At 71.6% G+C, this 14,565-nt stretch carries 9 protein-coding genes; 6 read left to right on the top strand and 3 right to left on the bottom strand.

The genetic code is table 11. The features are described 5' to 3' along the window. The first annotated feature begins 130 nt into the window (after positions 1-130). On the top strand, positions 131-1,345 hold the full coding sequence (locus tag BR98_RS32435; RefSeq protein ID WP_035850540.1) for a multicopper oxidase domain-containing protein: 1,215 nt from the start codon (positions 131-133) through the stop codon (positions 1,343-1,345). A gap of 52 nt (positions 1,346-1,397) precedes the next feature. Here BR98_RS32435 and BR98_RS32430 read toward each other — a convergent pair whose 3' ends face one another. Next, positions 1,398-3,068 carry an FAD-binding dehydrogenase gene (locus BR98_RS32430; protein WP_035850536.1) on the bottom strand — a complete coding sequence of 557 codons (1,671 nt, stop codon included), beginning with the start codon at positions 3,066-3,068 and terminating at the stop codon, positions 1,398-1,400. A 256-nt stretch (positions 3,069-3,324) separates the two neighbouring features. On the opposite strand from BR98_RS32430, the gene BR98_RS32425 reads away from it, so the two are divergent. Beyond that, positions 3,325-4,245: an SGNH/GDSL hydrolase family protein gene (locus BR98_RS32425; RefSeq protein ID WP_035850535.1), complete on the top strand. Its 921-nt coding sequence runs from the start codon at positions 3,325-3,327 to the stop codon at positions 4,243-4,245. 234 nt (positions 4,246-4,479) lie between these two features. Continuing rightward, complete coding sequence (locus BR98_RS32420) at positions 4,480-6,603, top strand: NPCBM/NEW2 domain-containing protein (RefSeq protein WP_407639521.1); 2,124 nt, start codon at positions 4,480-4,482, stop codon at positions 6,601-6,603. Positions 6,604-6,634: 31 nt separating this feature from the next. Here the strand turns inward: BR98_RS32420 and nicT are convergent, their stop codons facing one another. Further along, entirely contained in the window at positions 6,635-7,741 is a 1,107-nt protein-coding gene (gene nicT / locus BR98_RS32415) for a Nickel transporter NicT (protein ID WP_198042320.1), read from the bottom strand. 140 nt (positions 7,742-7,881) lie between these two features. Here nicT and BR98_RS32410 point away from each other — a divergent pair, with 140 nt between their 5' ends. Continuing rightward, on the top strand, positions 7,882-9,927 hold the full coding sequence (locus tag BR98_RS32410; protein ID WP_035850532.1) for a CocE/NonD family hydrolase: 2,046 nt from the start codon (positions 7,882-7,884) through the stop codon (positions 9,925-9,927). 18 nt (positions 9,928-9,945) lie between these two features. Here the strand turns inward: BR98_RS32410 and BR98_RS36780 are convergent, their stop codons facing one another. Continuing rightward, on the bottom strand, positions 9,946-10,890 hold the full coding sequence (locus BR98_RS36780) for a hypothetical protein (protein ID WP_157538020.1): 945 nt from the start codon (positions 10,888-10,890) through the stop codon (positions 9,946-9,948). 169 nt (positions 10,891-11,059) lie between these two features. Here BR98_RS36780 and BR98_RS32400 point away from each other — a divergent pair, with 169 nt between their 5' ends. Together BR98_RS32400 and BR98_RS32395 are read left to right on the top strand one after the other, a co-directional pair. Next, complete coding sequence (locus BR98_RS32400; RefSeq protein ID WP_035850529.1) at positions 11,060-12,175, top strand: alpha/beta hydrolase; 1,116 nt, start codon at positions 11,060-11,062, stop codon at positions 12,173-12,175. Between the two features lie 108 nt (positions 12,176-12,283). Further along, positions 12,284-14,557, top strand: coding sequence for an ArnT family glycosyltransferase (locus BR98_RS32395; protein WP_035850525.1), 2,274 nt, complete (start codon positions 12,284-12,286; stop codon positions 14,555-14,557). The last annotated feature ends 8 nt before the right edge of the window (positions 14,558-14,565 follow it).

Here is a 14,565-nt window from a genome sequence, read left to right as displayed (position 1 = left end):
TGAGTTACCGACAGCTCGAACTGACGCACTAGGAACCACTCGAACGCCGTCCGGCCGACCTATTGACGCACCCTCAGTCCTTCCCCTTGACTCGCGCCCATCAATCCTCATCCTCGAGAGGCGACCCCTCATGCCCAGCGACCCCACGGCCGGCGGTCCCACCGACGCCACCCCGGGCTCAACCGCCGCGACCTTAGGCGCACCGACCGCGAGCACTCCGACCCCCGGACGCCGAGGTGCCATCCGCACCCTGCTGGCCGGCAGCGCCGTCGCCGCGATAGCCGGCTCGGCCGCGCTCGGCGTCTCGGCCAGCGCCCAGGCCGAGGACCCGTCGGCCACCACGCTCGACCCGTTCGCCCTGGAGCAGGCGCCCACCGGCCGGATCCGCGAGTACTGGATCCAGGCCGACTCCTTCGAGCACAACGCCGTCCCCAACGGGTACGACGGCATGATGGGTACGCACTACACGCCGGAGCAGACCACCTTCTGGGCGATCGGCTTCCGCGCCTACACCCCGAACTGGGGCACGCCGCTGCCCGCCGACACCAGCCCGCAGGGCATCGGCACCAACAGCGGGATCCCCGGCCCGGTGCTGCGCGCCGAGGTCGGCGACACCCTGGTGGTGCACTTCCGCAACAACGACGCGCACTACCAGTGGCCGCACAGCATGCACCCGCACGGCGTGCGCTACGACCGCGACAACGACGGCGGCTGGCTGGCCGTCGAGCCCGACCGGCCCGGCACCGCGGTCCCGTACGGCGGCAGCTACACCTACACCTGGACGGCGCTGCCCAGTTCGGTCGGCACCTGGCCCTACCACGACCACTCGGTGCCGCAGACCATCCCGGCCCCGACCACCACGGCCGGCAGCGCCGCCCCGAAGCACCCGGCGATGGACATGGGCGGCGGCGGGGTGATGGAGATCGGCGCCGAGCTCGGGCTGCTCGGCATCATCGCGATCACCGACCGGCACACCCCGGTGGTGGACAAGGAGTTCATCCTCTTCTTCCACGACGCGTACGCGGCCGACATCCCCTCGCTGGCCCAGGACACCGACATGTTCAACGGCGGCGCCTTCCTGGACAACACGCCGACCTTCACCGCCAAGCGCGGCGACCGGGTGCGCTGGCGGATCGCGGCGCTCGGCAAGGAGTTCCACGTCTTCCACCTGCACGGCCACCGCTGGCGGCGCGGCAGCCAGTGGGTGGACTCCGAACTGCTCGGCCCGTCCACCACCTTGACGGTGGAGTACACCGAGGACAACCCGGGTGACTGGATCTACCACTGCCACGTCACCGACCACATGATGGGCGGCATGGTCGGCCGCTACCGGGCGCTGCCGTAGCACCCGGCCGGCTGACGGCGAGTCAGTCGGCGGCGGGTCAGCCGGCGGCGGGTCAGGCGGTGGCGACGGCCGCCGCCCGGCCCGCCGTACGGCCGGAGAAGAGGCAGCCGCCGAGGAAGGTGCCCTCCAGCGAGCGGTAGCCGTGCACCCCGCCGCCGCCGAAGCCGGCCGCCTCGCCGGCCGCGTAGACGCCGTCCAGCACCGAGCCGTCGGCCCGCAGCACCCGGGAGGACAGGTCGGTCTCCAGGCCGCCGAGCGACTTGCGGGTGAGGATGTTGAGGCGCACCGCGATCAGCGGGCCGGCCTTGGGGTCGAGCAGCCGGTGCGGGGCGGCGGTGCGGATCAGCTTGTCGCCCAGGTAGCGCCGGGCGCCGCGGATGGCGGTCAGCTGCAGGTCCTTGCTGAACGGGTTGGCCACCTCGCGGTCGCGGGCCTCGATCTCGCGGCGCAGCGCGGCCTCGTCGATCAGGGGTTCCTCGGCCCCCTCACGATCGACCAGCGCGTTCATCCCCGCCACCAGGTCGGCCAGCCGCTCGGCGACCACGAAGTCCTTTCCGTACCGCTTGAAGGCCTCCACCGGTCCGGGCGCGCCGGGCAGGGCGCGGCTGAGCACCTGGCGGATGCTGCGGCCCGTCAGGTCCGGGTTCTGCTCGGAGCCGGAAAGCGCGAACTCCTTCTCGATGATCTTCTGGGTGAGCACGAACCAGGTGTGTTCGTACCCGGTCCGCATGATGTGCTCGAGGGTGCCCAGGGTGTCGAAACCGGGGAAGAGCGGTACCGGCAGCCGGTTGCCGCGGGCGTCCAGCCAGAGCGAGGAGGGGCCGGGCAGGATCCGGATGCCGTGCTTGGCCCAGATCGGGTTCCAGTTCTCGATGCCCTCGGTGTAGTGCCACATCCGGTCGCCGTTGATCAGGTGGCCGCCCGCCGCGCCGGCCGCCTGCTGCATCAGTCCGTCGACATGGGCCGGGACGCCGCTGAGCAGCCGGGCGGGCGGGGTGCCGAGCCGGGCCGGCCAGGCCTTGCGGACCAGTTCGTGGTTGCCGCCGATGCCGCCGGAGGCCACGATCACGGCCTGGGCCCGCAGTTCGAAGGCGCCCTCGACCATGCGTGAGCTGGCCTCGCCGCGCTGCACCGTGCTGGGCACCAGGAGTTCGCCGCGCACGGTGTCGGTGACTCCGGCGGTGGCGGCCAGTTCGGTCACCCGGTGCCGGAAGCGCAGCTCCACCAGTCCCTTGGCGATGGCCGCGCGGACCCGCCGAACGAAGGGCTCGACCAGTCCGGGCCCGGTGCCCCAGGTGATGTGGAAGCGCGGCACCGAGTTGCCGGGACCGCTGGCCAGCAGCCCGCCGCGCTCGGCCCAGCCGACCACCGGGAAGAACCGCACGCCCTGGGCGTGCAGCCAGGCCCGCTTCTCGCCGGCGGCGAAGTCGACGTAGGCCCGGGCCCAGGCCCGTGGCCAGCGGTCCTCGGGGCGGTCGAAGCCGGCCGTGCCGAGCCAGTCCTGCCAGGCGAGTTCGCAGGAGTCGTGGATCCGCAGCCGGCGCTGCTCGGGCGAGTCGACCAGGAAGAGGCCGCCGAAGGACCAGTGCGCCTGGCCGCCGAGCGAGGCCGCGGGCTCCTGGTCCAGCACGATCACCCGGCGTCCGGCGTCGGCCAGTTCGGCCGTGGCGACCAGTCCGGCCAGGCCGGCTCCGATCACGATCACATCGGCGTCCAGTGCCATCCGGGGACCTCCAAGGGCTGCTGCGGTTGGGGTGATCCTCCGACTCCGGGGTTCAGCGCGTCAACCGGACGCCATTTCCCCGAATCGACCGGCCTTAATTTCGCTCCACAATGACGCGGAATTCCATTTCACGAATTCCCCCCACCTTTTCAGTAGACGCGTACGTAACCTGACGGTAACTTACTTGTCAGTAGCAGCTGCGGCTTTGCAACGCACCGACCCCCACCCTCTCGTTTCTCTCCCCCAGGAGGAACCCGTGCTCAGCCCTGCCCGGAAACTACTCGGCGGCCTGCTCCTGGCCGCCTCACTGGCCGCCTTCTCGGCCGTGCCCGCCTCGGCCGACACCGGCCCGTCCTACGTCGCACTCGGCGACTCCTACGCGGCCGGCGCCGGCGTGCCCGGCCAGTCGGCCGGCCTGTGCCTGCGCTCCGACCACAACTACGGCCACCTGGTCGCCGCGGCGATCGGCAGCTCCTCCTACACGGACGTGACCTGCGCGGCGGCCCGGATCCAGGACCTGGACTCGGCCCAGTACGACGCGATCATCAGGGTCAACGACCCGCAGTTCGACGCCCTGTCCCCGAACACCCGGCTGGTCACCCTCGGCGTCGGCGGCAACGACCTGGGCGGGTCCAGCCTGGGCATCGGCGAGGTGATCGCCACCTGCATCGGCGGCGCGGTGGTCAACCCCGCAGGCACCCCCTGCAAGGACGTCTACGAGCACGGCCACTGGGCCTGGGAGTGGTCCTCGTTCAGCTGGCAGTGGGAGTACGGCGAGGACACCCTGGTCGACCGGATCAACAGCGCCGCCCCCCGACTGGCGGACGCGCTGCAGCAGATCCACGCCAGGTCGCCGCAGGCCAAGGTGCTGCTGGTGGGCTACCCGTCGGTGCTGCCCGCCGACGCGAGCAGCTGCGCGTGGCGCCAGCCGGTCACCGTCGGCGATGTCGCCTACCTGCACGGCGTCCTGGAGCAGTTGAACGGCATGCTGGCGCAGACCGCGGCGGCCAACGGCGCGACCTTCGTGGACACCGCCACGCCCACCCAGGGACACGACGTCTGCTCGGACGACCGGTGGATCGAGGGCGCGCTGCCCGGCTCGCCGGCCGTCCCGTTCCACCCGAACGCGACCGGCGAGCAGGTCATGGCGAGCGCCGTACTGGGCGCCCTGCACTGACCCCGCACTGACCCCGACCGACCCTCGGCCGATCCTGGCCAACCCGGCCCGCAGCTTCCTGACGTGGGGCGTGACCGACACCGGTCACGCCCCACTGGCATGCCCAGCCGCTCTCGATCCAACACAACCGAACAGAACAGAACGCCAACTCTCTTGACAGGGCCTCAGAAGCGCACTGTCATATGTGAAGTTCCATTCGGACCCGTTCGATTCTGTTGCTTCGGGAGGATTCTCTTGGGTACCCCACGCAGCGCCCTGACCCGCCGCCTAGGCGCCTTCGGCACCGCGCTGACTCTCTTCGCCGGCGGCGGCGCCCTCGCCGTCGGCCTCCAACTGGCCACCGCCCCGGCCGCGATGGCGCTGGACAACGGCATCGCGCTGACCCCGCAGATGGGCTTCAACAACTGGAACTCCACCCACTGCGGCGGCCAGTTCAACGAGGCGATGGTCAAGGGCATCGCCGACCTGTTCGTCAGCAAGGGCCTCAAGGCGGCCGGCTACCAGTACGTCAACCTCGACGACTGCTGGGCGCTGCCCAACCGGGACGCCAGTGGCAACCTGGTCCCCGACCCGGTCCGGTTCCCGGACGGCATCAAGGCGCTGGCCGACTACGTGCACGCCAAGGGCCTGAAGTTCGGCCTCTACTCCAGCGCCGGCACCCACACCTGCGACGTCCAGGGCTTCCCCGGCGGCCTGGGCCACGAGCAGCAGGACGCCAAGCTCTGGGCCTCCTGGGGCGTGGACTACCTCAAGTACGACAACTGCAACAACCAGGGCGTCGACGCGCAGACCCGCTACAAGGCGATGGGCGACGCGCTCAAGGCCACCGGCCGCCCGATCCTCTACAGCATCTGCGAGTGGGGTGCCAACGCGCCGTGGAGCTGGGCCGGACCGGTCGGCAACTCCTGGCGCACCACCGGCGACATCAGCGACACCTGGCAGAGCATGATCGGCATCGCCCATGCCAACCAGGGCCTTGCAAACTTTGCAAAGCCCGGCGCCTGGAACGACCCGGACATGCTGGAGGTCGGCAACGGCGGCATGACCGGCACCGAGTACCAGACCCACTTCAGCCTCTGGTCCGAGATGTCGGCCCCGCTGATGATCGGCACCGACCTGCGCACCGCCCAGCAGCCGACCTTCGACATACTGACCAACACCGACGTGATCGCGGTGGACCAGGACCCGCTGGGCAAGCAGGGCTCGGTGGTCTCCAGCGCCAACGGACTGGTCGTCATGTCCAAGCCGCTGGCCGACGGCAGCCGGGCCGTCACCCTGACCAACGAGGGCTCCTACGACGCGACGATCAGCACCACCGCGGCCACCCTGGGCATCGCCGGCGCGCCCTCGTACGCCGTCCGGGACCTGTGGGCGCACACCAACAGCACCAGCGCCGGCACCATCAGCGCCACCGTCCCCGGCCACGGCACCGCGATGTTCAAGGTCACCCCGAGCGCCCCGGTGCCGCCGCCGACCGGCATCAGCTACCTCAGCGACCTGCCGTTCCTGGCGCCGACCAACGGCTGGGGCCCGATCGAACGCGACCACAGCAACGGTGACTGGAGCGCGGCCGACGGCCGCACCCTGAGCATCCGCGGCGCCGGCTACGCCAAGGGCCTGGGCACCAACGCCGCCAGCAGCGTCGGCTTCACCCTGAACGGCAGCTGCCGGCACCTGGTGACCGACGTCGGCGTGGACGACGAGACCAACGGCGCCGGATCGGTCGACTTCCAGGTCTTCGCCGACGGCCGGAAGGTCGCCGACAGCGGCCTGCTGACCGGCAAGGACCCGGCCAGGACGCTGACCGCCGATCTGACGGGCGCTCAGCAGCTCCGCCTGGTGGTCACCGACGGCGGTGACGGCACCAGTTGGGACCACGCCGACTGGGCCGGTGCCAAGCTCGCCTGCGGCTCCGGCCCGGCGGCCGGCGCCCACCAGCTCTCCGACCTGACCTGGTCCTCGGCCAGCAACGGCTGGGGCCCGGTGGAGAAGGACATGAGCAACGGCGAGAACGGGGTCGGCGACGGCCGGACCATCAGCATCCACGGCACCACCTACGCCAAGGGCCTGGGTGCCAACGCGCCCAGCGAGGTCGTCTACTACCTCGGCGGCTCCTGCCGCTCGCTCAGCACCGACGTGGGCGTGGACGACGAGAACCAGCGGGCCACGGTCTCCTTCCAGCTGTGGAAGGACGCCGCGTTGGTGGCCGACAGCGGACTGGTCACCGCCGCTTCCGGCGTCCGGCAGCTGACCGCCGACCTGACCGGTGCCGACGAGCTGCACCTGGTCATCACGGACGGCGGCGACGGTCCGACCAACGACCACGCCGACTGGGCGGGACCGGTCCTGACCTGCTGATCAGCTCAGCCCGAGGTGCTGCCGGACGGGCTCACTCCGCCTCCGGCAGCACGCTGTCGGGCACCCCCGCCGACCACTTCTCCTCGACCCTGCCGAACTTCCAGAACGCCAGCGCACCCAGCCAGGTGACCACGAAGAGGCCGACGATCGCGAAGCCCACGTTGTTCATGTCCAGCGAGCCGATCCAGCCGATCGGCCCGGTGGTGATCGAGAACCGGTCGGCCAGCAGCCCGACCAGCTCGATCGCCCCGATCACCAGCGCCACCAGCACCGAGAGCCCGGTCACCGTGAGGTTGTAGTAGATCTTGCGGACCGGCTTGGAGAAGGCCCACTCGTAGGCGAAGTTCATGAACGAGCCGTCGATGGTGTCCAGCAGACTCATCCCCGCCGCGAACAGCACCGGCAGCACCAGCAGCGCGTACCAGGGCAGTGAGAAGGCAGCCGCGCCGCCGGCCAGCACCAGCAGCGAGACCTCGGTGGCGGTGTCGAAGCCGAGGCCGAAGAGCAGACCCACCGGGTACATGTGCCAGGGCTTGCTGACCGCCCGGGTGACCCGGCCGAGGATCCGGTTGAGGAAGCCGCGCTTGTTCAGCTGCTCCTCCAACTCCGCCTCGTCGAACCGGCCGCCGCGCATCTTCCGGAAGACCCGCAGGATGCCGTTGAAGGCGCCCAGGTTGATCAGGCCGATCAGCAGCAGGAAGGTGCCGGAGACCGAGGTGCCGATCAGGGTGGTGGTCCGGTGCAGCTGCGAGTCGTCCGCCTCGACGGCCGAGGCCAGCGAGCGGACGCCGAAGGCGAGCAGCGCGCAGAGGCCGAAGACGATCGAGGAGTGGCCCAGCGAGAACCAGAAGCCGACCGAGAGCGGTCGCTTGCCCTGGCCCATCAGCTTGCGGGTGGTGTTGTCGATGGCCGCGATGTGGTCGGCGTCGAAGGCGTGCCGCATGCCCAGGGTGTAGGCGGTCAGCCCGATGCCGGCGCCGAAGGCCTCGTTGCCGATCGCGTAGTGCCTGGGGGCGATCACCGCGAGCAGGGTGAACCAGCCGATCACGTGCAGGGCGAGGACGAAGGCGCCCATGCCGAACAGTCGCAGCCGCTCCTCCCGGGTCAGCCGCGAGGTCCACCGGGGCGCGCTGGTCATCTGCCTCTGCTCTCTCTGGACGGGCGGAACCGCTACATCTTTCCCCCGGACTGTCTGCAGTTGCAAGTCATTCGCAACTAGCGTCGATATGCGACTCACAGTTCATCAGCTAATGCGGCATTATGTCCTATATTGTCGGCATGCCCGAAGTGCATCACCCCACCTCGTACCCGTACCAGGTCACCCGCGAGGACCTCCGGATCCCGCTCTCCGACGGCGACCGGCTCTACGCCCGGATCTGGCGCCCCGTCACCTCGGAGCCCGTCCCGGCCCTGCTGGAGTACCTGCCGTACCGGCTCGGCGACTGGACCGCCCCGCGCGACGCCCAGCGCCACCCCTGGTACGCGGGCCACGGGTACGCGAGCGTGCGGGTGGACATCCGCGGGCACGGCAACTCCGACGGACTGCCCGGCGACGCCTACTCGGCCCAGGAACTGGCCGACGGGGTCGCGGTGGTCGAGTGGCTGGCCGCGCAGCCGTGGTGCAGCGGCGGGGTCGGGATGTTCGGCACCTCCTGGGGCGGCTTCGACTCCCTGCAGATCGCCGCGCTCGCCCCGGAGCCGCTCAAGGCGGTCGTCACCGTCTGCGCCACCGACGACCGCTACGACAACGACGTGCACTACTTCGGCGGCTCGGTGCTCGCCGTCGACATGCACGCCTGGTCCGCCGCCATGCTCGCCTTCGCCGCCCGCCCGCCGGACCCCCGGTACGTCGGCGACGACTGGCGGCACCGCTGGCTGGAACGACTCGAGGCGGTGGAGCCCTACCTGCACACCTGGCTGGGCCACCAGTCCCGGGACGCCTACTGGCGTCAGGGCAGCGTCCGCGAGGACTACGGCGCGGTCAGGGCCGCCGTGCTCGCCGTCGGCGGCTGGGCCGACCCCTACCGGGACACCGTGCTGCGGCTGGTCGAGCACCTGGACGCGCCGGTGCGCGGGATCATCGGGCCGTGGTCGCACCAGTACCCCGACCGCGGCCTGCCGCCCGGCCAGGCGATCGGCTTCCTCCAGGAGACCCTGCGCTGGTGGGACCAGTGGCTCAAGGGCCGGGACACCGGGATCATGGCCGAGCCCAAACTGCGCAGCTGGATGAACGAGTCGGTCCGGCCCGCCACCTCCTACCCGCAGCGGCCCGGGCGGTGGATCGGCGACGACGAGTGGCCCTCGGACGACGTCCGGGAGATCCACTACGACCTGGCCGAGACGCTGCGCACCGCCGGCACCCCCTCCACCGAACGGTTCGTGCTGGTCCGCTCGCCCCAGCACACCGGGATCGACGCGGGCCGGTTCCTGCCCCTCGGTGACGCCGCCGACCTGCCGCCCGACCAGCGCGAGGAGGACGGCCGCTCGGTCTGCTTCGACGCCGCCCCGCTGCCCGAGCGGATGGAGGTCCTCGGCCGTCCCGCGGTCCGGCTGCGACTGCGGCTGCCCGCCGAGGCGACCCGCGGCCAGGTGGTCGCCCGACTCTGCGACGTGGCACCCGACGGGTCCTCGACCCTGGTCACCCGGGGTGCGCTGAACCTCTCCGCGCGGCGCGGACCGGAGACGGTGGTGGACTGGGAGCCGGGCGCGGTCGAGGAGGTCGAGTTCGAGCTGCTGTCGATCGCGCACGCCTTCCCGCCCGGCCACCGGATCCGGCTGGCGCTCTCCTCCGCCTACTGGCCCTGGGTCTGGCCGCAGCCGAGCACCGCCGGGTTCCTGGTCGACCCCGGCAACAGCACCCTGATGCTGCCGGTCCGGCACCTGGCGGCGGACGTCGGCCGGGCGCCGATCACCTTCGCCGAGCCCGAGCAGGCCGTGCCGCTGGAGATCCGGTACGCCACCCCGACCGAAGCCCGGCCCGAGCGGCTGGTGGTCCGCGACCTCGCGGCCGGCGAATGGCGGCTGGAGGTGGCTCCCCGCTCCGGGGGTACCCGCAGCTACCCCGACGGGCTGGTCCACAGCGAGGAGGCGTTGGAGACCTACCGGATCACCGAGGGCGACCCGCTCAGCGCCCGCTGCCGCTCGGACTGGACGATCCGGCTGCAGCGGCCGGACCAGGGCTGGGACGCCATGGTCCGGACCTCCACCGAACTCGACTGCGACGCCGAGGCCTTCACCGCGCGCAGCCGGCTGACCGCCTGGGAGGGCGGCTCGGTGCTCTACGAGCGCGGCTGGGAGCGCCGGATCCCGCGCACCGCCGGCTGACCGCGCGTCCGTGGAGCCTCACGGCACGGGGTACTGGTTGGCCGGGACGTCGCTGGTGCTGGCGTTGCCGCCGACCACCGGCTTCAGGGTGAGCGTCCAGGTCGAGTAGGTGCTGTTGGTGGTGGTGTAGTCCAGGCCGTCGTCGAACTTGGTGAAGGCGCAGCTCTGGGTGAACTTCTTGGTGCCGGTGTCCCAGTCGAATCCGCCGGCGAAGTACACGTCGTACTTGCCGTCGCGGATCCCGCTGATCTTCGCGGTCTGGCCCTTGACCACGTAGAAGGAGTAGGCGGACTGGCCGTCCTGGGTGAGTGTCAGCACCGCGTCCACGTTGCCGCCGCCGTTGTCCACGGTCAGCTCGCCGTTGCCGTCGTCCTGGCCCTCGCGGACGAAGGAGCCGTTGTCCAGCGCGCGGTGCTGCAACTGGCCGGTCTGCGGGACGGTGAAGGTGGCGGGGTAGCCGGCGCCGGACAGGGTCTGCAGCGCCTGCTGGATGTCCTTGAGCCCCTGCGCCTGCCCGGCCTCGGCCAGCGCGGCGGAGGTCGCGCAGACCTTCTGGTCGGAGATGTCGGTCTCCACCGCGGTGAAGTTGTCGACCAGGGTGTTCAGGGCGACGTAGAGCTGCCGGTTGGCGTCGCCGGCCCCCGTCGGCGGGATGGCGCTCTGCAGGCCGGTGTAGCCGTCGCCCGCCGCCTTCTCCACCGCGCCGAGCGCGGTCTTCAGCTCGTCCAGGCTGCCGGCCTGCGGAAGCTTGGCGAGCGCGTCGTTGACCGGGCCGACCAGGCCGGTCAGCGTGGTGCCGTACGGGGTGGGCGTCGGGCTGGGGGTCCTGGCCGCGGCCGTGGTCGGCTCGCCCGCGCCGCCGTCGACGGTCTTCAGGGGTGCGGGACGGCTCTGCGGGTACTGCGCGGAACTGCAGGCGCTGAGCAGCAGCACGCCGCCGGTCAGCAAAGCAGTGCGGCTCAACGTCTTTGAACTGAGCAACTCAAGCCCCCCAAGGCCTCTTTCGCGTGCGCGTGCGTGATCAGACTCCCGCAGTCGAGGCTCCCGGGTCAACAGGGCGTGAGAGGGCGTGCACAGGGGGCGTGCGGGGGCGTGGACCGAGAGTTCAAGCTGGTCAACTAGGATCGGCCGGGTGCTCGCGCTGACCGGAATCCCGCTGCAGATCATCGCCTGCCTGCTCGCCGTGGCAGCCTTCGCCGTCACCCTGTGGCTCTGGCCTCGGTTCGGCGGCAAGGGCTGGCGTGCCGTGCTCGGACGGCTCGGCGCCTTCTTCGGCACCCAGGTGATGGTGCTGGTCGCGATGGCCCTGGTGGCCAACTCCTACTTCGGCTTCTACACCACCTGGACCGACCTGCTCGGCACCGCCGGCGGGCCCGGCACCGTGGTGGACCACAAGCCGGGCAACGCGCTCTCGGTCACCGGTGAGCAGAAGGTGTACAGCTCGCAGGGCTCGGCCAAGGAGCGCTCGGGCCTGATCCAGCAGGTCAAGCTGACCGGCGCCGGCTCGGGCCTGACCAACGCCGGCTACGTCTACCTGCCGCCGCAGTACTTCCAGCCCGAGTACGCCGGCCACCAGTTCCCGATGATCCTGGTGCTCTCCGGCTACCCCGGCTCGGCCGAGAAGCTGATCTCGCTGATGCAGTACCCGACCAGCACCCTGCAGGCGATCAACGACAAGGCGCTGCCGCCCACCGTGCTGGTGATGATGCGCCCCAGCCCGATCGCCAACCGGGACACCGAGTGCATGGACGTCCCCGGCGGCCCGAAGGTGGAGACCTACTTCACCGAGGACCTGCCGAAGGCGCTGGCCTCCGGCTACCGGATCGCCCCGCAGGCCTCGGCGCACGCCGCGATCGGCGACTCCACCGGCGGCTACTGCGCGCTGAAGTTCGCGCTGCGCAAGCCGGACGCCTACCGCGCCGCGATCTCGCTCTCCGCCGACTACAGCGTCTCCAACGACACCAGCACCGGTGACCTGTTCGCCGGCAGCACCCAGCTGCGGCAGGAGAACGACCTGCTCTGGCGGCTGCGCAACGCCCCGGCGGCGCCGGTCTCGCTGCTGCTGGCCACCAGCTACGACGAGGACAACTACCAGCCCACCCAGGAGATGGTGAAGGCCTTCAAGGCCCCGACCAGGCTCTCCACCATCACCCTGAACAGCGGCGGCCACAACTTCCACACCTGGGGCCGGGAGATCCCGCCGGCCCTGGAGTGGCTGGGCAAGCAGTTCGCCGCCCCTGCCGCCTGACCCGGCTCTCCGCTCCCTGACTCCTCGTCACCGCCCGGTGCGCAGATCACAGGGCGCTCATAGCCGGGCTTCATCACCCTCTCAGGCACGGCCCCGAGCGTATGGGCCATGACCACGACCAGTTCCGTCCCCGAGAGCAGCGTCCCGTGGCCGGAGGCCGCGGACTACCCGCCGCCGGAGCCGGCTGCCCCGGCCGCGCCGGCCTCACCCGAGCCGATCTTCCCGGCCGCCGAGCCGCCTGCCAGCGGGCCAAAGGGCCCGCGGAGCCGGCCGGACCGGCTGCGCACGCTCCCCGCTCGCGCCTGGCGCGGCCGGCCCGACGACCCGGCCTGGGCCCGGCCCGCGCTGCTCGCCCTGCTGCTGCTCACCGGGGTGCTGTACTTCTGGAACCTGACCGCCTCCGGCTGGGCCAACTCCTTCTACTCGGCCGCCGTCCAGGCCGGCACCCAGAGCTGGAAGGCGTTCTTCTACGGCTCCTCCGACGCCGCGAACTTCATCACGGTGGACAAGCCGCCGATGTCGCTGTGGCCGATGGAGCTGTCGGCGCGGATCCTCGGCCTCAGCTCGTTCAGCGTGCTGCTGCCCGAGGTGCTGATGGGTGTGGCCACCGTCGGGGTGGTCTACGCGACCGTGCGCCGGCGGTTCTCCGCGCTCGGTGGGCTGGTCGCCGGCGCGGTGCTGGCGGTGACGCCGATCGCGGCGCTGATGTTCCGGTTCAACAACCCGGACGCGCTGCTGGTGCTGCTGATGACGCTGGCCGCCTACGCGGTGGTCCGGGCGAGCGAGAACGCCGGCACCCGGTGGCTGCTGCTCGCCGGGGTGATGCTCGGCTTCGGGTTCCTGACCAAGACGCTGCAGGCCTTCTTGGTGCTGCCCGGTTTCGCGGTGGTCTACCTGGTGGTCGCGCCCACCGGCTTCTGGCGGCGGGTGCGCCAGCTGCTGGCGGCCGGGGTCGCCATGGTGGTCGCGGGCGGCTGGTGGGTGGCGGTGGTGCAGCTGGTACCGGCGGCCGACCGGCCGTACGTCGGCGGCTCGCAGGACAACAGCTTCCTCTCGCTGACCTTCGGCTACAACGGCTTCGGCCGGCTCACCGGCAACGAGACCGGCAGCGTCGGCGGGGGCGGGGCGCCGCGCACCACCGGGCTGGACGGCCTGGCCGGCGCGGCCGGCGGCCCGACCGGCCCCGGTATGCGCGGCTGGGGCAGCACCGGGATCACCCGGATGTTCGGCACCGACATCGGCGGACAGATCGCCTGGCTGCTGCCTGCGGCGCTGCTGCTGCTCCTGTTCGGCCTCTGGGCCACCCGCCGCTACGCCCGCACCGACTCGGCGCGCACCGCGTTCCTGGTCTGGGGCGGCTGGCTGCTCGGCACCGGGCTGACGTTCAGTTACATGTCCGGGATCTTCCACCAGTACTACACGATCGCGCTGGCCCCGGCGATCGCCGCCCTGGTCGGGATGGGCGTGGACGGCCTGTGGCGGGCCCGCCGGCGGCTGCCGTACGCGGCGGTGCTCGCGGTGGTCCTCGCGGTCACGGCGGTCTGGGCGTACGTGCTGCTCGGGCGCAGCTCCTCGTTCGTCCCGTGGCTGCGCTGGGCGGTGCTGATCAGCGGGCTCGCAGCCGCCCCGGCGCTGCTGCTGGCCGGCCGGCTGACGGCACGACTGGCCGCGGTGGTCGGCGTGGTCGCGCTGGCCTCGGCGCTGGCCGGGCCGACGGCGTACGCGCTGGACACCGTCTCGACCGGGCACACCGGCTCGATCCCGACGGCCGGACCGCGGGTCGCGGGCGGGGACGGGCCGGGCGGCATGCGGGTCGGCGGGCCCGGCACGGGCAGGGGCGGCACCGGTGCGCGGGGCGGGTTCCCCGGCGGGTTCCCGGGCGGCGGCCGGGGTGGTTTCCCGGGCGGCGGGCAGGGCGGTTTCCCGGGTGGCGCGCCCACGCAGGGCACCACCTCTCCCGGACGCACGGGCGGTGGCGGCATGGGCGGTGGCATGGGCGGTGGCGGCATGGGCGGCCTGCTCGGCGGCGCCAAGGTCAGCACCGAGCTCGCCGACCTGATCAGGACCGACGCCTCCCACTACACCTGGGCCGCCGCCGGCGTCGGCTCGCAGAACGCCGCCAGCTACCAACTGGCCACCGGAGTACCGGTGATGGCCCTGGGCGGGTTCAACGGATCGGACCCCTCGCTCAGCCTGGCCGGCTTCCAGGAGTACGTGAAGCAGGGGAAGATCCACTACTTCATCGGTGGCGGCGGGTTCGGCGGCAGCCAGGGCGGCTCCTCCGACAGCTCGCAGATCGCCAGTTGGGTCGCCGCCCACTACACCGCCAGGACGGTCGGCTCCACCACCGTCTACGACCTCACCGCACCCACCAGCAGCTGACCCGATAC

Source organism: Kitasatospora azatica KCTC 9699, from assembly GCF_000744785.1.
GTDB classification, from domain to species: Bacteria; Actinomycetota; Actinomycetes; order Streptomycetales; family Streptomycetaceae; genus Kitasatospora; species Kitasatospora azatica.
The sequence above is the reverse complement of the archived record's forward strand: the minus strand, read 5'-3'. Positions and strand labels throughout refer to the sequence as shown.

Bases quoted from the DNA above. Each gene is read 5' to 3' on its own strand.
- BR98_RS32435 (WP_035850540.1), top strand. From the start codon at position 131: ATGCCCAGCGACCCCACGGCCGGCGGTCCCACCGACGCCACCCCGGGC.
- BR98_RS32430 (WP_035850536.1), bottom strand. From the start codon at position 3,068: ATGGCACTGGACGCCGATGTGATCGTGATCGGAGCCGGCCTGGCCGGA.
- nicT (WP_198042320.1), bottom strand. From the start codon at position 7,741: ATGACCAGCGCGCCCCGGTGGACCTCGCGGCTGACCCGGGAGGAGCGG.
- BR98_RS32410 (WP_035850532.1), top strand. From the start codon at position 7,882: ATGCCCGAAGTGCATCACCCCACCTCGTACCCGTACCAGGTCACCCGC.
- BR98_RS32395 (WP_035850525.1), top strand. From the start codon at position 12,284: ATGACCACGACCAGTTCCGTCCCCGAGAGCAGCGTCCCGTGGCCGGAG.